The organism is Nonomuraea sp. NPDC004186 (genome assembly GCF_053603495.1).
Genome location: NZ_JBSGFQ010000099.1, coordinates 1 through 17,480 on the forward strand (window position 1 = coordinate 1; position 17,480 = coordinate 17,480).

16 protein-coding genes and 2 pseudogenes are annotated in these 17,480 nt (G+C 68.5%); 12 read left to right on the forward strand and 6 right to left on the reverse strand.

The features are described from left to right. From ACWEPL_RS49495 to ACWEPL_RS49515, 5 genes and pseudogenes are all read left to right on the forward strand, one after another. Positions 1 to 187: pseudogene (locus tag ACWEPL_RS49495) on the forward strand (hypothetical protein); the annotation flags it as partial. 200 nt (positions 188 to 387) lie between these two features. After that, positions 388 to 654: a hypothetical protein gene (locus ACWEPL_RS49500; RefSeq protein ID WP_452440395.1), complete on the forward strand. Its 267-nt coding sequence runs from the start codon at positions 388 to 390 to the stop codon at positions 652 to 654. A 40-nt stretch (positions 655 to 694) separates the two neighbouring features. Then, on the forward strand, positions 695 to 1,111 hold the full coding sequence (locus ACWEPL_RS49505) for a hypothetical protein (RefSeq protein ID WP_452440397.1): 417 nt from the start codon (positions 695 to 697) through the stop codon (positions 1,109 to 1,111). Further along, positions 1,111 to 1,563 (forward strand): hypothetical protein, encoded by a 453-nt coding sequence (locus ACWEPL_RS49510; protein ID WP_452440398.1) that lies wholly within the window; start codon positions 1,111 to 1,113, stop codon positions 1,561 to 1,563. Before ACWEPL_RS49505 ends, ACWEPL_RS49510 begins: the two co-directional genes overlap by 1 nt. A 237-nt stretch (positions 1,564 to 1,800) precedes the next feature. Continuing rightward, entirely contained in the window at positions 1,801 to 2,175 is a 375-nt protein-coding gene (locus ACWEPL_RS49515) for a tyrosine-type recombinase/integrase (RefSeq protein ID WP_452440435.1), read from the forward strand. Positions 2,176 to 2,494: 319 nt separating this feature from the next. Here ACWEPL_RS49515 and ACWEPL_RS49520 read toward each other — a convergent pair whose 3' ends face one another. After that, entirely contained in the window at positions 2,495 to 3,526 is a 1,032-nt protein-coding gene (locus ACWEPL_RS49520) for an oligogalacturonate lyase family protein (RefSeq protein ID WP_452440399.1), read from the reverse strand. A gap of 41 nt (positions 3,527 to 3,567) precedes the next feature. Between ACWEPL_RS49520 and ACWEPL_RS49525 the strand changes: the two genes are divergently transcribed. Continuing rightward, positions 3,568 to 4,428, forward strand: coding sequence for an AraC family transcriptional regulator (locus ACWEPL_RS49525; RefSeq protein ID WP_452440401.1), 861 nt, complete (start codon positions 3,568 to 3,570; stop codon positions 4,426 to 4,428). A 72-nt stretch (positions 4,429 to 4,500) separates the two neighbouring features. After that, entirely contained in the window at positions 4,501 to 5,349 is an 849-nt protein-coding gene (locus tag ACWEPL_RS49530; RefSeq protein WP_452440403.1) for a phytanoyl-CoA dioxygenase family protein, read from the forward strand. A gap of 55 nt (positions 5,350 to 5,404) precedes the next feature. Here the strand turns inward: ACWEPL_RS49530 and ACWEPL_RS49535 are convergent, their stop codons facing one another. The 4 genes from ACWEPL_RS49535 to ACWEPL_RS49550 are packed head-to-tail and all read right to left on the reverse strand — an operon-like array spanning position 5,405 to position 11,798. Further along, positions 5,405 to 6,295: a carbohydrate ABC transporter permease gene (locus tag ACWEPL_RS49535; RefSeq protein WP_452440405.1), complete on the reverse strand. Its 891-nt coding sequence runs from the start codon at positions 6,293 to 6,295 to the stop codon at positions 5,405 to 5,407. Then, complete coding sequence (locus ACWEPL_RS49540; RefSeq protein WP_452440406.1) at positions 6,292 to 7,224, reverse strand: carbohydrate ABC transporter permease; 933 nt, start codon at positions 7,222 to 7,224, stop codon at positions 6,292 to 6,294. The genes ACWEPL_RS49535 and ACWEPL_RS49540 overlap by 4 nt, the downstream gene beginning before the upstream one ends. A gap of 14 nt (positions 7,225 to 7,238) precedes the next feature. Then, positions 7,239 to 8,609 (reverse strand): extracellular solute-binding protein, encoded by a 1,371-nt coding sequence (locus tag ACWEPL_RS49545; RefSeq protein WP_452440407.1) that lies wholly within the window; start codon positions 8,607 to 8,609, stop codon positions 7,239 to 7,241. A gap of 15 nt (positions 8,610 to 8,624) precedes the next feature. After that, complete coding sequence (locus ACWEPL_RS49550; RefSeq protein ID WP_452440408.1) at positions 8,625 to 11,798, reverse strand: hypothetical protein; 3,174 nt, start codon at positions 11,796 to 11,798, stop codon at positions 8,625 to 8,627. Between the two features lie 152 nt (positions 11,799 to 11,950). On the opposite strand from ACWEPL_RS49550, the gene ACWEPL_RS49555 reads away from it, so the two are divergent. From ACWEPL_RS49555 to ACWEPL_RS49565, 3 genes and pseudogenes are all read left to right on the forward strand, one after another. Continuing rightward, positions 11,951 to 13,027 carry a LacI family DNA-binding transcriptional regulator gene (locus ACWEPL_RS49555; protein WP_363973006.1) on the forward strand — a complete coding sequence of 359 codons (1,077 nt, stop codon included), beginning with the start codon at positions 11,951 to 11,953 and terminating at the stop codon, positions 13,025 to 13,027. 484 nt (positions 13,028 to 13,511) lie between these two features. Continuing rightward, positions 13,512 to 13,643: pseudogene (locus tag ACWEPL_RS49560) on the forward strand (helix-turn-helix domain-containing protein); the annotation flags it as partial. Positions 13,644 to 13,704: 61 nt separating this feature from the next. Continuing rightward, complete coding sequence (locus ACWEPL_RS49565) at positions 13,705 to 14,109, forward strand: integrase core domain-containing protein (RefSeq protein WP_452440411.1); 405 nt, start codon at positions 13,705 to 13,707, stop codon at positions 14,107 to 14,109. An 84-nt stretch (positions 14,110 to 14,193) separates the two neighbouring features. Here ACWEPL_RS49565 and ACWEPL_RS49570 read toward each other — a convergent pair whose 3' ends face one another. Continuing rightward, the gene (locus ACWEPL_RS49570; RefSeq protein WP_363973012.1) at positions 14,194 to 15,198 is read right to left on the reverse strand and encodes a LacI family DNA-binding transcriptional regulator; all 1,005 of its coding nucleotides are present in this window, start codon (positions 15,196 to 15,198) and stop codon (positions 14,194 to 14,196) included. Between the two features lie 79 nt (positions 15,199 to 15,277). Between ACWEPL_RS49570 and ACWEPL_RS49575 the strand changes: the two genes are divergently transcribed. Then, positions 15,278 to 16,567: a polysaccharide pyruvyl transferase family protein gene (locus ACWEPL_RS49575; protein WP_452440412.1), complete on the forward strand. Its 1,290-nt coding sequence runs from the start codon at positions 15,278 to 15,280 to the stop codon at positions 16,565 to 16,567. Continuing rightward, positions 16,560 to 17,471 (forward strand): ABC transporter permease, encoded by a 912-nt coding sequence (locus ACWEPL_RS49580; protein ID WP_350740490.1) that lies wholly within the window; start codon positions 16,560 to 16,562, stop codon positions 17,469 to 17,471. The genes ACWEPL_RS49575 and ACWEPL_RS49580 overlap by 8 nt, the downstream gene beginning before the upstream one ends. Positions 17,472 to 17,480 lie beyond the last annotated feature (9 nt).

Genomic DNA, 17,480 nt, shown 5'->3' on the forward strand with positions numbered 1-17,480 from the left:
GGAGAGCTCGGACGAGGAGTGGGACCAGCGCTACGACGGCCTGTCCGAGCATGGCATCGCGCGGATGTTCGCGATGGCGGCCCGCCTCACCGGCGTGAGGTTCACCGCCGACCTGCTGAACGGACCACTCCTGGTGGGCGCGATCGCCGATCCGCCGCAGGAAGACCTTCAGCGCGAGACACCCTGATACGGCGAACGGCGCACCTTCCGGGGTACTGGTCTCTCGCCTATTCAACTATTGCGAGCTGTCGGCTCCATGGAGCTCGATGGTGACCGTCCGTGTTGCCCGGCGGCCTAGCGGTTCCATGCGCCGCCACCTTCGTTGAGGAGGTGAGTGGTGGTCTTGTGTGGTGACCAAGAACCTTCACCGGGGCCGACCGAGGGCTGATGTTCGCCTTCGTCGGAGCCCATCTCGGGCGGCAGTTCGAGTTCGTCCAGACCGAATGGATGAACGACGGCGTCTTCTTCGGCGCGGGCCAGGCCAGGGATCCCATCGCCGGCTCAGCCGACGGCTCCGGCGATTTCACCATTCCCCGGCGTCCCGTACGGCGGCGCCTGTGCTTCCTGCCCCGATTCGTCGTCACGCGTGGCGGCGAATACTGCTTCATGCCGAGCCTGAGCGCACTGCGCTGGCTCGGCGACCTCACGGGCTGAGTGTGATGGCGCCACTCCGGCTCGACGACCGGAGGTGTTCATGAACACCCTGCACCTGCTGTTCAACGCCGTCACCGTCCTCTTCATCGCGGCCACCATGTTCGCCGCCGGCCTCGGCACGACATTGCCGGACTTGCGCGCCGTCCTCACCAACGGTCTACTGCTCGCGCTGGTGCTCCTGGTCAACCTGGTCGCCCTGCCGCTGCTCGGCTGGGGCGTCGCCGCGCTCTTCGGCCTGCCCGCGCCGGCCTTCGTCGCGCTGCTGCTGATCGCGTCCTCACCCGGCGGGCCATTCGGCGCCAAGCTCGGCATGGTGCAGCACGGTGACGTGGCCGCAGGAGCGGCGATGCAGGTCCTGCTGGCCGCCATCGGCAGCATCACCTTCAGCCCGACGGCGAACGTTCTCCTCAGTGCGGCGAACGTGGGTGGGGGGTCTCGCTGGACGTTGCGACCCTGATGCTGACCGTGGCGGTCCTGCAGCTCGTTCCGTTCGCCGTCGGCTTGATCGTGCGCCATCACGCGCCGCCCACAGCACGAGCGTGGCATCCTGTGGCCGCGACCGTGTCGAACGTGACATTCCTCGCCGTGCTGGCGGGCATGCTGGTGGGCAACTGGCGCGAGGTCGTCGCGCTGATCGCCTCACTCAGCCTGCTGGCGGGTTTCCTCTTCGCCACCGCCGCCTTCGTGCTCGGCACAGTCCTGGCCACTGGGCCATGGCCACGCCGCACCACCATGGGCGGCGTCGCGGCCGTGCGCAACGCCGGCCCGACGCTCGCCGCCGTCGGCATCGCCTTCGGCAACGAGCCGGCCGTTCTGGGCGCGCTCGCAGCCGTCCTGCTGAGCGGCCTGGCCGCGGCCCTGCCGATTGCAGCGGTGCTGAGCCGTCGCCGGGGCGGCTCCACGACATGAAGGCCCGCAGCCCAAGTACGGTTCGAAGGGGCAGCGGGTTGGCGTGAAGCGCGGCGCCCGGGACCGGGCTGAGCCGCAGAGAGTGAACCGTACGGGCTCCCGCAGGCGCGGAGTCGCCACCCCGTTGGTGCTTTGCGTGCTCGGCCCCGAGAGGCTGGCCTCTGTGGCGGGGTGCGGTGGCCAGACGTCATCTTCGAGAAGGCACGGATCGGCGTGCATTGGCACGTGGGCTGCGGCGTGGCGAGGTTACGCCGGCTGCCGGGGGAGGGGTGGTCACCGGCCAGCCCGATCTTCACCTTGGGGAGCGGAGCGCCGGTGCAGCCGAGCTATCTCACGCACCGTTTCCACAAGGTGGTGGCGGCCAGCGGGTTGGCGCCGGTGCGGTTGCACGACTTGCGGCACGGAGCTGCGACGTTGGCGCTGGCGTCGGGGACGGAGTTGAAGGTGGTGCAGGGCACGCTGGGGCATGCCGGCATCGTGTTGACCGCCGACACCTACGTCTCGGTGTTGCCGCAGCTGTATCACGACAGCGCCAAGGCGACCGCGCGGCTGGTGCTGAGTGCGGTGCGGGCGACCAACTGGGAGATCGGCAAGACCCGGGAGATGATGTGACTCACATGTGGCTCACTGTGACTCACGATCAGACGACGTGACTACAGATCCGCGTAAAGCCGCAGGTCGGCGTGGTAGGGCGGGTGGGACTTGAACCCACGACCCACGGATTATGAGCCGCGCACCAGGCGGCGACCCTGCGCAGCGCTCGGGCGACCACAGCTCTCTTGGACACGTCACGGATCTAGGGACGCGATCGCCCTGCCACCCCATCCTCCAGGACGAACCGCCTGCGGGAGCGGACGCCAGAGAACCTCATCCATCAGGATGAGACTCTCCTCTTTCGCCACTGCGCCCACCCGGTGACGGCGAGGTGGGGTCACGGGAGGTCGACGCGGGTGACGGAGAGGGTGCCATCCGCGCCGAGATCGTTGAACAGGACTGCTGAGCCGTCCGGGGCGAAGACCGGGTGGGGGTGGGCGGGGTGGCGGGTCGCACGGGTGCGGGCGAGCGGCGTCGTATGGGCCTCCACCAGGTCCACCAGCAGCACGTCGGCGATACCGTCTGCGCCGTCCCAGCCCTTGCCGGGCCGGTCCGCAGGTCCGGTCGTGTCGACCACCGCGAGCGTGCCGTCCCGGCTGACGTCGCAATGCCAGTAGCGGTCGCCGCGCGACAGCAGGCGTCCTGAGGGGTCGTCCGGCGACGTCCAGTACAGGCCGCGCGGCTCGGCCGGGCTGACCCCGTATGCCACGACCACCGCACCCACCGCGTGATGCGCCCACCGCTCGTGCCCGAAGTGCAGCCCCTCCGGCTGCTCGAGCACGCACCGGCCCTCGGGCATCTCGACGGCGTGCCGCGCCCACACGCGATCGGGCACGGTCTCGGTGGGTCCTTCGTGGGAGAAGCCGATCCACTCCTCGTCGGCAGGGCAGTAGTGGGCGTGGTTCGCCCACCAGTCGCGGGTGTGCAGCTCGCGAACGCCTCCCGTGTCGACGTCCATCTCGAGCAGCGTGTACGCCCCCGGCGACTCCTCGGAGAACAGCACCCGCTCGCCGGACGCGCTGATGCTGACCAGCCCCTGCAGGGTACGGCCCGCCGGGGCGCGATACACGGTCTCGGGCTTGGCGGCGTGATCGGCGAGGTCCACGAGGTGCAGCGCGTCGTCCCACATCGCGGCCAGCCGTTCCGTCGCACGCGCGACGTCGAACCAGACAGTCCCCTCCTTCGCGCTCCCGTCCGGCAGCCCGCACACCTCTCGCACGTCCGCTTCGCCGGGGTTCCGCCACGCCACGCTGGCGACCCCGGTCGCCAGCCGGTCGGGATTCCAGCGGGTGACAACCAGCCTCTCTCCGCCGGCATGGAAGCCGTTGGCGTGGGGGTACGTCAGGTGCGCGCCCGTCGATACGTTCATCCCTGAATCCTTCCTTCGTGGGTGTTCACTAAGCTGCGTGGATGGATCGTCAGCCGGTCATGACAGCGCGGCGGGCTGCCGGCTGGGCCAGATATCTGACGCCGGCGCCGGAGTCCTTCCGTCTCGGCCTCGTGTGCCTCGGTGTCGGCGCCATCGAGGGAAAGATCGTGTCGCAGCCCGACCGTGCCCTGGAGTCGTACGCCGCCGTGCTGGTGACCGGGGGGCGCGGCTGGTTGCGGTGGGACGGCCACCACCACGACATTGTCGCGCCGGCCATGTTCTGGCTCCCGCCGGGCGTACGGCATGCCTACGCCCCGGACCCGCAAGGATGGAGCGAGTGGTGGGCGCTCTTCGACGGTGACGCGACCCAGGTGTACGAGCGATTCGGTTACATCGATCTGGACCAGCCAGTGCAGCGCCTGTACGACACAGGTGCGCTCGAGACCGCCTTTCGCACGCTGGCCAGGACGAGCCGGCCGGACGATCCGCGCAGCGACGTGGAGGCGGCCGGCGCGATGCACCAGCTGATCAGCGTCGCCTACAAGTCGATCTCCGCGGCGGGGCCGGCCCAGAGCCCGATGCTGCGTTCCCTGCAGAGCGATGCGTACCGGCCGGTGTCCGTGGAGGCTCAAGCCGGCCGCCTCGGCATGTCGGTGACCGCGTTCAGGAACGCCGTATGGCGCGCCGCCGGCTGCAGCCCCAAGGAGTACGTGCTCCGGCTGCGGCTCAACCGCGCGAAGGAACTGCTGGTGAGCACGGACCTGCCGGTCGCCGCGGTCGGCAGGCGCGTCGGGTACGACGACGCCGGTTACTTCAGCCGCCTCTTCACGCGCAGGACCGGGACCGCGCCGAGCCGGTTCCGCGAGAGCCAGCGTCAGATGGGTGGAGCCCCGCAACCCTAGCCGCCGGAAAGTCCATCCGACATGTCGATCCGTGCATGGCGGATCCGATCGGCGGTTGGCAAGGTCGTCTCCATGCTCACCTCCAACGGCTACACCCTCGACGAGTCCCGGCTGGGCGAGCTCGAGGCCGTACCCGGCGCCGAACGTCACGATCGCGATGCCCTGCTGACGCGGATCCGCCGCGACGGCTACCTCTTCCTCAGGCAGGCTCTCGATCCGGCCGCCGTGCTCGGGTTCCGCCGGTACTACTTCGAGCGGATCAGCGCGGCCGGCGCCGGTCTCACGGCACCGGGAACGGCGGCCGGGGACGGGATCGCGGCCGGGCGGGTGGATCCCGCAGCGCTCCGCCGGGTCCTGTTCACCGACATCGTTCCGGGCTCCACCTACCATGCTTTCTGCACGCAGCCCGCGATCAGGGACTGGTTCGCCTGGTTCCTCGGCGGGACGACCCACCTGCACCGTCGTAAGATCATCCGGCACACGGCGCCCGGCGAGTCCGGGATCGGCACCGCCACCCAGGCGCACTACGACCTCGTCTACATCCGCGAGGGAACGGACCGCGTGCTGTCCGCGTGGATCCCGCTCGGCGACTGCCCGGTCTCCCGCGGCGGCCTGACGTACCTGGAAGGCAGCCACCGGCGGGTCATGCGCGCGGAAGCCGAGGGCACCCTCAAGCGTCCCGCGGCATCGATCACCGCCGACCTCCCGGCGCTGGCGGCGGAGTACGGCGCTCGCTGGCTGGTGTCCGACTACCGGGCCGGCGACATGGTCATCCACACGGCTCACATCGTTCACGCCGCACTCGACAACGTCGATCCGGACGGGGTCATGCGGCTGTCCACCGACATCCGCTACCAACGCGCCGACCAGCCCATCGACCTTCGCTGGCAGGATGACTGGCACGATCGCGACGGGCTGTGAGCCCGCGGGGACGCCGCCCGGCGGCTCGCTCGGCTCCGGCCGTACTCGCACGGTTTCAGCCCTTGATCCCGTCGGCCAGCCCCGCACCGCGGATGAAGTAGCGCTGGAAGAGCAGGAAGATGACGATCGGCAGCACCACGGAGATCAGCAGTCCCGCCATGAACAGGTTGATCTGCACGTTGTCGCGGATCGCCGGAAGCATCACCGACAACGGCTGTTTGGCGCGGTCGGGGAGGACCAGCTTCGGCCACAGGTACTCGCGCCAGGCCGCGATGACGGACAGCAGCGACACGACGCCGATGATCGGCCCGGACAGCGGCAGCACCAGCGACGTGAACATCCGGAAGTTGCCGACGCCGTCGATCTTGGCCGCCTCGAACAGCTCGGCCGGCAGTTGCGCGAAGAACCGGCCGGTGATGATCACGTTGAAGGCGCTGGCGCCGGCGGGCAGCCAGATCGCCCAGTAGCTGTTGATCAGCGACCCGCCGACGATCGGAACGTCCAGCACGGTCAGGTAGAGCGGCACGAGCGAGATCACGGCGGGGATGAACATCGTCGCCAATAGCGCGCCGTTGATGATCTTGGCGTACCTCGGTCGCAGGATCGCCAGCGCGTAGCCTCCGGTCGTCGCCACCAGCACCGACACGGCCCAGTTGCCGAGGGCGATCAGGACCGTGTTGATCAGCGCCGGACCGACCCGGAGCCTGGACCAGGCGGTCTCGATGTTCTGCCACTGCGGCGGCCCGGACCACAGAGCGAGTGGGTTGGAGGCGATGTCGTGCGGTTGCGAGATCGCCGCCTTGGCCAGCCACAGGATGGGCCCGAGGCCGGCCAGGGCGAGCAGGATCAGGATCAGCGCCTGGCCGCTGCCGAGGGTCCAGCGCACCACCGGTCGCCGTCGATCCGCCGTGGAGATGAGGCCGCGGTCCTCGGACCGGGCGCTCACGTCGTGCTCCAGCGCCGCGTGAGCCGGAAGTACAGCAGCGACAGCAGGCCGAGGAAGATGGCGAGCAGCACCGACAGCGCGGTCGCCCCGCCGTAGTCGCCGTTGATGAAGGCGTAGTTGTAGAGCAGCATCAGGATCGTGGTGGTCGCGTTCGCCGGGCCGCCGCCGGTGAACAGGAACGGTTCGGTGAACACCTGGAAGGTGCCGATGATCTGCAGCAGCAGGGTGATGAGCAGGATCGTCCGCATCTGCGGCAGCGTCACGTGCACGATCCGCCGCCAGATCGAGGCTCCGTCGATCTCGGCCGCCTCGTAGAGATCCGTGCGGACGCCGGACAGCGCGGCCAGGTAGATGATCATCGTCGAGCCGGCGTTGGCCCAGGTCGCCTCAAGGACGATGCTCGGCATCGCGGACTGCGCGTCCTGCAGCCACTGGAACGGGCCGAGGCCGATGCCCCGGGCAAGGGTGTTGAACAGGCCGGAGTCACTCGCGTCGTAGAAGACCCGCCACAGCAGGATCGCCACCACCGGCGGCAGCACCACCGGCAGATACGCCAGCACCGAGAACAATGCCCGGCCACGGCGCAGCTCGCGGACGAAGACCGCGAGCGCCAGCGGCGCCGGATACCCGAACACCAAGGCCAGCAACGCGAACCACGCGGTGTTGCGCGCCGCGGTGACGAGCAGCGGATCGGCCAGGACCTTGCGGAAGTTGTCCAGCCCGACCCACTCCGCCGCGGTGACGAGGTTCGTCTGCTGGAACGCCAGGACCAGCCCGCGCGCGATCGGCCACCACGAGAACAGCCCGAAGACCACCAGCGTCGGGATCAGGAACACCAGCGTGCTGATCCCGCCGCGCCGGACCCACCGGGCCACGCGCCGCAGGACGCGCGTGGCCCGGCCGTCCTCGGGCGAGAGCGGGAGACTCACCGCCTTCGACGCCATCACGAGTTCGCCAGCAGCCCGTCGACCGCCTTCGACGCGTCCGCGAGCAGCTTGCCGACGTCGGCGTCCTTCTGGGTCAGTACGGTCTGGACGACCGAGTCGAGGTTCGCGTACACCTTCTGCCCGGCGACCGGCGGTTCGATCATGAGCTTCAGCGACGCGGCCTTGGACGTGTACGGCGTGAAGTTCGCCTGGACCGTGTTCACATACGGCTTGATCCACTCGTCGTACTGCTTCTTCGACGCCTCGTCGAACAACCACAGCATCGGAAGTCCGACGGAGTACTGCTTGTCCGCGTTCGCGGCCTTGGCGTCGGTGACCGCATGGTCCTGGTCGGTGAACTTCTCCAGCCAGAAGAACTCGGCCCACTTGACCGCGGCCTCGATCTGCTGCTTCGACGCCTTCGGGTTGAACATCTGCACGGCGCCGCCGGTCAGCGTGCCGCCGTCCGGCGAGCCGAGCGGCAGCGGCGCGACGCCGAAATCCTCACCCTTGGCGCCCATCGTGGTGACCGCGTCGCGGTAGTCGCCCGGGGTACCGATGTACATCCCGACCTTGCCGCCGGCGAACTCCTGCTGCAGCTGCTTCTGGTTGAACAGGAAGTTGCTGCCCATCGCGTTGTCGGTCCAGCGCATCTGCTGGAGCGTGGTGAGCGCGCCGTTCATCGGGGTGTCGGCGAAGGCGGCCGAGGCCTTGCCGCCGTTCACCTTCTCGATGGATCCGCCGTACGTGTAGGTCATGGCCGTGAGGACCCAGCCGCCGGTGTTGTTGGTGGTCATCATCGCGTAGCCGGCCTTGCCGGTCTTGTCCGCGATCGCTTTGGCATCCTGCCGGACCTCCTCCCACGTGGCCGGCGGCTTGTCCGGGTCGAGCCCGGCCTGCTGGAAAAGCGCGCGGTTGTAGTTGAGGCTCATCGTGTACGCCTGCACCGGCAGGCCGAAGATGTGGCCGCTGGAGTCCTGGACGGTCTTCAGCACCTCTGGGTTGATCTTCCTTCCCGCCGACGACGCCTTCACCACGTCGGTGATGTCGGCGAGTTGCTTGCGCTCGATCAGCCCCTGAACGTCGGTGTACGGGATCGCGACCACGGTCGGCAGCGTCCCGGCGGCCAGGTCGGCCTGGAACGTCTGGACGTCGTACCCGTATTCCGAGCCCTCGATCTTGATCTTCGGGTTCGCCTTCTCGAACTGCGCGACCCGGTCGGTCCAGGTCTTCAGCGCCGCCGCCTGGTCCGGCGTGGGCTTCTGCCCGACCGTGATCGTCACGGTGCCGTCGTCGCTGACTGCCGTTCCGGATCCTGACGAGCAGGCTGTGGCCGTCAGGATCGCCAGCGCGGTGACGGCCCCCGCCCTCCATCGTGTGGTCAGCACTCTTCGCTCCTTCTTTCAGCGGGTGAACGTTCCTGGCAGGAACAAGGTGGTGGTCTTCCCCGTGACGATCCCGCTCGCCCACTGCAGGGCGCCGGCACGCCCGGCGCCGTCGTCCTCGTTCAGGGCGAGGGCGATCGCGACCGGTCCGGCCGGCTGGGACTGGAACCCGAGCGCCGCCCAGGGCACCTTGACCTGGTACGACGTGACACCGTCAGCGCGCGCGATCGCGGCGGTGGCGCCGGGCGTGGTCCCGGCAGGGCTGCCGTCCGAGGTGCCGAAGGTGTATACGGCCGGCCCGGCCGGCAGAAGGGCGGCACCGATCTCGGTGGCGGACGGACTCTCACCCGGCAGCCCGTCGCTGATCGCGAACTGCAGGCTGTCGCCCCGCCACAGGGTGGCAGCGGTCCCGGTCTGGGAGAACACGTCGTCGGTGACGGCCGCGTTGATGGTCAGGCCGGTCGCGTCGTACTGGAGGCTCGCCGCACCCGAGAGGTCGGCGGGCCCGCCCCAGGGGCGGGTGAAGGCGATCCAGCCCGCGTCGGTGGTGAGGTTGATCGAGCTGCTCGGGGTCGTCGCCGAGGGCACGATCGGGTTGAAGGCGGTGGTGCCCTTCGCGGAGACCTTGTTGCCGTCGGAGGTGGTGAGGTCGACCGTGTAGGCGTAGGCCTTCCAGGGCTGGAGGCCACTGACCGGGACGCTGATCGTCGCCTTCTGTCCCGGTGCGATCGACTGGCCGGCGCCGGCTGTGCCCTTCTGCCCCGCGATGGTCCAGGTCAGGTCCTGGATCGTCGCTGCCGCGGTCGCTCTGGTGTTGGTGAGCTCGACACCGAGGCCGGCCTGCAGCGGTGAGACCTGGGCGATCTGGGGGATGATGCGGATCTTGGTCGCCGGTTCGACGCTGGTCCACGCGACCAGGCGGGCGGTCGGCCTCCCGTTGCGGGCGACGGTCGCCACCAGGTGGCGCGACCCGAGGGTGTCGCTCGCGGGGACCGGGATGGTGACCGTGGCGTCCTTGCCCGGGGTGACCAGAACCTGCTTGGTCCGGCCCGCGATCGTCACCGCGCGCGGCCCGAGGTTGCGGGCCGTGCCTTTGAGCGTCACCGTGACCGCGGTCGGCTCTATCGAGTTGGACGGATCCGCGGCCGCGACCTTCAACTCCGGCTTCGACTGCTGGGAGACCGCGGTGGCGGGTCCCTTGACGAAGAGCGGATCCTGGTCGACGGTCAGATTCACGACGCCGCCCACCGGGGTCAGGGTGGTCTTGTGGCCGTACATGTCGGTCACTTCGAGCGGGCTGCTGGTGGTGAGGTTGACGGATGAGGTGCCGGTGCCGGTCGACCAGAGCACGCGGGTGGTCGAGGCGCCCGAGCCGAAGCGGTAGGAGTACAGCGGGGACGGCAGGGTGTCGCGGCCGCTGTAGGCGAGGCCGGTGAGGGCGCGGATCGTGGTTGCCTTCGCGACCAGGCCCGGCTTCGGGGCCATGCCGGCGATCGGCCCGGCCGGGGCCTGCAGGAGGCCGAAGGTGCTCTCCTTGTCGTCCAGGTTGGTGCCGTCGTTCAGAGCGTCGTACCAGTAGAACTGGCTGACGCCGTTCGCAATCATGATCACGTCGTTGCGGATCGATTTGCGCGCCTGATCGAGCATCGAGCCGCCGAAGCTCGGCGCGGTCGGGTAGCCCTCCTCGCTGATCCAGATCGGCTTGCCGGCGCCGCCGTGCGCGTCGGCCGCGGTGCGCAGGCTCTGGATCTGGGTGTCCAGGTCTCCTTCCGGGCCGGGGAACGTGTAGATGTGCGCGTTGATCGAGTCCACGTAGGCCAGCCCACCGAGGGACAGCAGCTGGTCGCGGAAGGTGGTGTCGCCTTTGTTCGGGCCGACGTCGGCGATGACGTTCGCGTTCGGGTTGTCCTTGTGGGTCTGCTCGTACGCGGCCTTGATCAGCTGGAGGAAGCACGCGCCGGTGATGCCGCAGGCGCTGTCGTTGAAGCCGGCCATGTAGTACTCGTTGTAGGTCTCGATGTCGTTGGTGGTGCCGGCGAAGTGCTTGAGCCACCAGCTCTGGTAGCGGCCGTACGCCGCCAGGCCGTCGGGCGTGCTCGGGGTCCGGCCGCCGTCGTACAGCGGGTTGCGGTATCCGGTGACCAGCAGCGGGATGATGCGGTTCGCTTTCGCGTCCGCGATCATCGCGTCGAACCGCGGGTCGACCGCGTAGTTGCCGGGCGAGCCCGACTCGACGCGCGGCCACTCGAGGCTGTCGCGGATGTGCGAGAAGCCGGCCAGGGCGAGGGTGCGGATCAGGGCGCCGCTGAGGTCGTAGTAGTGGGACATGTGCGTGTTCACGCCCCACTTGCCCGCTGGGGATTGGATCCCTGCCGGGAGCGGCGGGATGACGGCGAGCGTCGTACCGACGACGGTCTGGCCGGCGGTGAGGCGGAGGTTGTAGAAGCCGGGCTTCAGGCCGCTGGTGCTGATCGAGCCCGCCCCGGCTGCGATCGCAGCGTTACCCGAGGCCACGGGAAGGTACTGGTCATCGGTGATGCTCCAGGCGACCGAGGACGCGGTCGAGGTGAGCGTGACGCTGCCCGCGCCCTGAGTGAAGACCAGGCTCTGGTTGGTCACCGTGATGCCGGTGGTGTCGGCGAACGAGACACTGACCGAGGAGACGCAGACCGAGCTGATGACACCGCCGGTCGCGTTCGCCATCAGGCGGATGTCGGCGCCGTTCGCGCGGTTCTGGAAGTTGACGTTGGACATCCGTAACTGCGTGGTCGCCCAGGCTCCGGAGCCGGGGAAGGAGAACCACGGCAGCGGGGTGAAGGGCGCGCTGACGCTGTCGTACTGCGCGGTGAGCTGCTGGCCCGGGCTGTCGAAGTAATTCACCGTGAGCACCGCGTCGGTGGCGCCGGCCGGGATCCGGGCCGCGTCGATGTTCAGGTAGATGTACTGGTTCTTCAGGTCGTCGCTGGTCTGCCAGCACGGCACCCCGAGCCGGCTCGACGCCGCGTGCTCGGGTGTCTTGTCCCGGTCTCCCGGCCAGGCGGTGATCCCGTCCGCGGCCACCGGGTTCGTGAAGACGATCTCGGGGTCAGCCGCGGCTGATGCCGGTGCCACCAGCTGGGTGACGGTCAGCACCACGGTCGCGACGAAGGTGAGAAGCCTGCGACGTCCGCTGCTGACTCTGCAATGGTGCATGGCGAACCTCCGGATCGACAGCGCGTTGGGTCGTCATACTGCCCGGCTAGCGCTTTCCCGACAAGAGCATCAGATTGGTTTTTTTGCTGCTATAGCTGGGCAAAGCTCGGAATGTAGCGTCGGACAGCGCTGTCCCGCTCCAGGTGGTTATCATGACAATCGTGTCGAAGGAACCGAATGGGACTCCCCGGTTGGCCGATGTCGCGCGCGCGGCGGGTGTGTCGCCGTCCACGGCCTCCCGCGTGCTCAACGGCAGTGTCCGGCAGGTCGCCGACGAGTACCGGGAGCGGGTGCTGGCCGCGGCGGAGCAGGTTGGATACACCACCAACCTCGCCGCGCAGGCGATGGTGCGCGGTCGCTATCCCGCGGTCGCGTTGGTGGTCGGCGACATTCGCGACCAGTTTTTCGCCCGGATCGCCTTCGGGGCGATGGGGGAGGCGTCCAGGCGCGGGTACATCCTGAACCTGCTCTCGACCGACGGCGACGAGTCACGGGAGCGCGATCTGGTGCAGGATCTGCGCCGGCAGCGCCCCCAGGCGCTGGTGCTGGCCAGGAAGCGGGACACGACCGCGAAGGCCGGTTCCAGGCTGATGGAGCAACTGCTCGGCTTCCAGCGCGAGAGCGGCCGGGTCGTGATCGTCGGCGAGGCCTCCGAGCCGGTCCTGGCGATCAGGCCGCCGGACTTCGACGGTGGCAAGGCGCTCGCCGGCGCCCTGCTCGGCCTCGGCTACCGGCGTTTCGTCGTCTTCCTCGCCGACGAGGCGGTCCCCTCGGAGCGCGATCGGCTCGACGGTTTCCGGGTCGGGCTGTCCGCCGGCGGCGTAGCGCTGCCGGACAGCCACGTCTACCGAGCCGTGCACAGCGTTGCGGGCGGGATGGAGGCCGCGACCGCGTATCTGGCGGATGGACCCGATGCCGAGATCATCGTCAGCACGGAGGACGTGGTCGCCTGGGGCGCGATTCATCGCTTGCGGGAGAGCGGCCTGGTGGTGCCCGACGACATCGCGGTCGCCGGGTACGGCCATCGCATGTTCAGCCCGCTCGGCGACGAGGCCGACTGGCTCACCACAATCCGGTCTCCCCTGGAGGAGATGGGCGCCGCCGCGGTGAGCGCTGCGCTTGATCCGCTGGCAAGCGACATCCCGACGCCGTCGCCGAAGATCCATCTCGGCGGCAGTACGCCGGATCGCACCATGTTCAGCGCTGGGGGGTCCGGCTGCCGTCGATGATGTCCAGAGCAGCGACCGGCCCCTGAGACGCCGCGATACCGCTCGGTCGGCGGATCGTCGGCTGCTCGCCCTCCACTGGTTGGGCGCCGCCGGCGTTGAGGAGCGTGTGAGGTGCGGAAATTCAGCCGCCGAGGTTGACCTGGGGATTCGTGGCTCGAGCATGATGAGGGCTCGGGCATCCTGCTGACGGTGTCGTGGTCCTCCCTCAACCTCATGCTCGGGCGTGTCTTTCAGCTCCTGCTGGGCCGCAGTGATCGGGCCAAGACGGCCGAGATCATGGTGCTCCGCCATCAGGTCGCCGTATTGCGCCGTCAGGTGAAACCGGCCCGATCTCCAACCGGAGGATCGGGTCGTGCTCGCGGCCTTGGCGCGGCCGCTTCCTCGCTCGTCGTGGGATGTCTTCTTCGTCCCCCCGCGACGTTGCCGCGCTGGCACCGCACGCTGGTGAAGGAAGCGCCAATGGACCCACCGCTCCAAGCGCCCGGGTCGTCCCTCTACCCGCGCGGAGGTGCGGGAGGCGGTGTTGCGCCTGGCCTGTGAGAATCCCCCGTGGGGCTATCAGCGCATCAGCGGAGAGCTGGCCGGCGTCGGCCTTCGGGTACCGCCCAGTACCGTGCGCGACATCCTCAAAAGAGCCGGGCTCGATCGGAACCTGGGTCGCTCAACAGGCCCGCAACATGGTCATGAACCTGGGAGAGCAGGCCGAGGGCATCCGATTCCTCATTCGCGACCGCGACGCCACGTTCACCGCGGTCTTCGACGAGGTGCTCACTTCACTCGCCGCCCGCGTCATCAAAACACCGGTCCGCGCACCGCAGGCCAACGCGATAGCCGAGCGCTGGGTCGGCACTATTCGAAGGGAATGCACCGACCGGCTGCTGATCTACAATGCAGGCCATCTCCGCCGAGCCCTGAAGCCATACGAACGGCATTACAACCGGCACCGTCCCCATCGCTCACGAGATCGTCGGCCGCCTCAACCGTCACATGCCCCGGCTACACTCACCGATCTCGATCAGGTCCGCCTGCAACGCCGACCGGTACTCGACGGCCTGATCAACCAGTACCGGCGGGCCGCCTAGACGGGCGCCACCGATCATAGCCACCCGGGCCCCATCACATAGGCTGACGACAATCGATATGAGCCGCGGGCGATCATGTGAACGCTAATCGCGGATCCGGGTCAGAGCAGTCGCTGAGTCACGGATCACCAGTTCGGGTTCGGGGTCGGTGATGACACCGCCTGCGCTTGGCCGCCCCGCGATCAGGTCGTAAAGCGCCTCGACGCCGGCCCGGCCGAGTTGGTACATGGGCATCCGGACTGCGGTGACGGCCGGGCGCAGGTGTTGCATCAGGTCGACGTCGTGGATGCCGACCACTGACAGCTGGTCGGGGATGGTGATGCCGAGGTCGCGTGCGGCGGCCAGGACCCCGACCGCGCTCATGATGTTGTTGACGACGATGGCGGTCGGCGCGGTTGGCGCCTGCATGGCCTGCCGGAGCCCATCGGCGCCGGCCTGCTCACCGAACCCGGTGGCCAGGTGTGGGGCCGGTGTCAGCCCGGCGGCGGCCATCGCCTGCTGGTAGCCCAGGTAGCGCTGCTGGGAGATGTATCCAGAACCCCCGACGAAGACGATGTGGCGGTGGTGGAGGTTGACCAGGAATCGGGTAGCGATCTCGCCTGCGCGGCGATCGTCTATGTCGATCCAGGGATGGTCCAGTGCATGTTCCAGGATGAGGATCGGCTTGGGGTGGGAGCTGAGTTCGGCCATCACGTCGTCGTCCAGCAGCCCTTCGCCGCGGATCAGAATGCCATCGACCGTGCCCTGACTGAGCAGCCGGGTCAGGAACTGGCTGCCGGAGCGCATCGTCTCGGCATCGCCCAGCAGGACCGTTGCGCCGTGCTCCGCCGCCGCCTCGTAGACCCCATACCGCAGCGGTCCGTAGACCGGGTTGTCGATCTTGTTGAGGATCATCGCGATCATGTCGGTTTGGTTGAGCCGCAGCGAGCGCGCCGTTTGGTTCGGCTGGTAACCCAATTCCTGCATCGCCCGGAGCACCCGGGTGCGGGTGGATTCCCTCATCCGGGTGTGGCTCGTGCCGTTGACCACCGCCGACACCACGGCGAGTGATACCCCAGCCGCCCGTGCGACGTCACGTTGCGTTGCCATGGTGGAAGCCTACTAGGTTCTTGACGTAACGTCTCACCATCCCTATTTTGATTTAACGTTACGTCAACAAGGAGTACATATGACATCGACACGTCGCACCGTCCTCCTGCGGTCCTCCTGGGCGACGGTGAACATCGGCGACGTGGCTCACTCCCCTGGCGTGGTGCGGGCGTTTCAGCGGCTCGCCCCCGAGGTCGAGGTCATCCTCTGGCCGGTGCGGCTGGAGGAGCGCGAACGATCCATGCTGCGGCACGCGTTTCCCGACCTGCGCGTCGTCGATGGCACTCTCGGCGGGGACGGGCCGAGCACCCCGGAGTTGGCCGCCGCCATCGACGGCGCGGACGTCCTGATGCACGGATCGGGCGCCGACGCCTTCCAGGGCACCGAGATCGATTGGTGGCGCGAGCACGTGGGCCGCCCGTACGGGTACTTCGGGATCACCGTGGATCCGCTGTGCCCACCGACCATGGCGACGCTGCCGGAGCTGGCACAGATGGTCGATCTGCTCCCACCGTCCTATCTCGAGGACGACGTCAAAGACCGTTTCGACAGCGCCGACTTCGTGTACTGCCGCGAAACGCTGACCCTGGCCACCCTGCGCAGCCAGAAGATAACCGGGCCCGACCTCGCCTTCGGGCCGGATGGCACGTTCGCGTTCGACCACACTGACGCCGTCGCCGCCGCTCGCCTGCTGGAGAATTTCGGCCTGCAGCCCGGTCGGTTCGCCTGCTTCGTTCCGCGGCTGCGCTACGCCCCCTATGCGAAGATCTACGGCACGGAACCGACCCGCGAGCAGATGCGGCGCGACGCGGTCAACCGGGCCACCGTGACGCACGACCTGGCGGTGCTGGCGGCGGCGATCGAGACCTGGGTACGCGTCAGCGGCCTGCCGGCCGTCGTGGTGCCCGAGATGAGCTATGCCGTCGAGCTCGCTCACGAGCAGCTTCCCAGCCTGCTCAGTCCACAGACGCTCGATCAGGTCCGGCTCCTGGACCGGTACTGGCCGCTGGAGGAGGCGACCGGGGTCTACGCCGTCTCGTCGCTGGTGGTCAGCATGGAGTGTCATTCGCCGATCCTGGCCGCACGACATGCGACCCCGACCGTCTACCTTCGGCAGCCGACCGAGACCACGAAATCTCAGATGTTCGCCGACCTCGGCGCCCCAGACCTGGTGATCGAGCTCGACCATCGTGCCGCGGCGACGGTCGTCGCGGCGGTCACCGACATCGCCACCGACCCGGCGCCCGCGGTCGCCCGGAGCAGGAGGGTCGCGGCCAATGCCGACGACCGGCTGCGGGCGGCGGTGCGAGCCTGCGTCACGGGCCGGCCCATCGGCCTGCCTGCACCGGTGGAGACCGGCGATGCGTAGCCTGCGCGACCGCTGGCGGCGCGACCGGGTCCTGCTGCTGCTGGCGCTTCCCGGGGTCACGGCGCTGCTGCTGTTCCACTATCTGCCGCTCGGCGGGAACATCATCGCGTTCCAGGACTTCCAGCCGTTCCTCGGAATCTGGCACAGCCCGTACGTCGGGCTGGACAACTTCGAGCCGGTGCTCACCGGCGACCCGGTGTTCCTCAACGCACTCGTCAACACGCTGATCATCACGCTGATCCAGGTGGTCTTCGTGTTCCCGCTGCCGATCTGCCTCGCGTTGATCCTGAACGCGACCATCAGCGAACGGCTCAAACGCCTCGCCCAGTCGATCCTCTACATGCCGCACTTCCTGTCCTGGGTCATCGTGGTCGCCCTGTTCCAGCAGATGTTCGGCAACGGCGGGATGCTCAACGCCTGGCTGCGCTCGGCCGACCTGTCCACGTTCCACATCGTCGGCGTACCCGAGTTGTTCAAACTCATGATCACATCACAGGTGATCTGGAAGGACACCGGCTGGTCGACGATCATCTTCCTCGCCGCACTGTCCAGAGTGGATCCGGCGCAGATGGAGGCCGCGGTGGTGGACGGCGCCTCGGCAGTTCGCCGCCTGTGGCACGTGACCCTGCCCGCCATCCGCCCGGTGATCGTCCTGCTGCTGATTCTGCGGCTCGGTGACTCGCTGTCCGTCGGGTTCGAGCAGATCATCCTGCAGCAGGCACAGGTCGGTGCCGGCGCCGGCGAAGTACTCGACACCTACGTCTACAACCACGGGATCGTCGGCGGCGACTGGGGCACCGCGGCCGCGGTGGGGCTGATCAAAGGCATTGTCGGTGTCGCGCTCGTGCTCGGCGCCAACCGGTTGGCCCACGCCCTGGGCGAGCAGGGGGTGTACGCCAAGTGACGAGCCGAT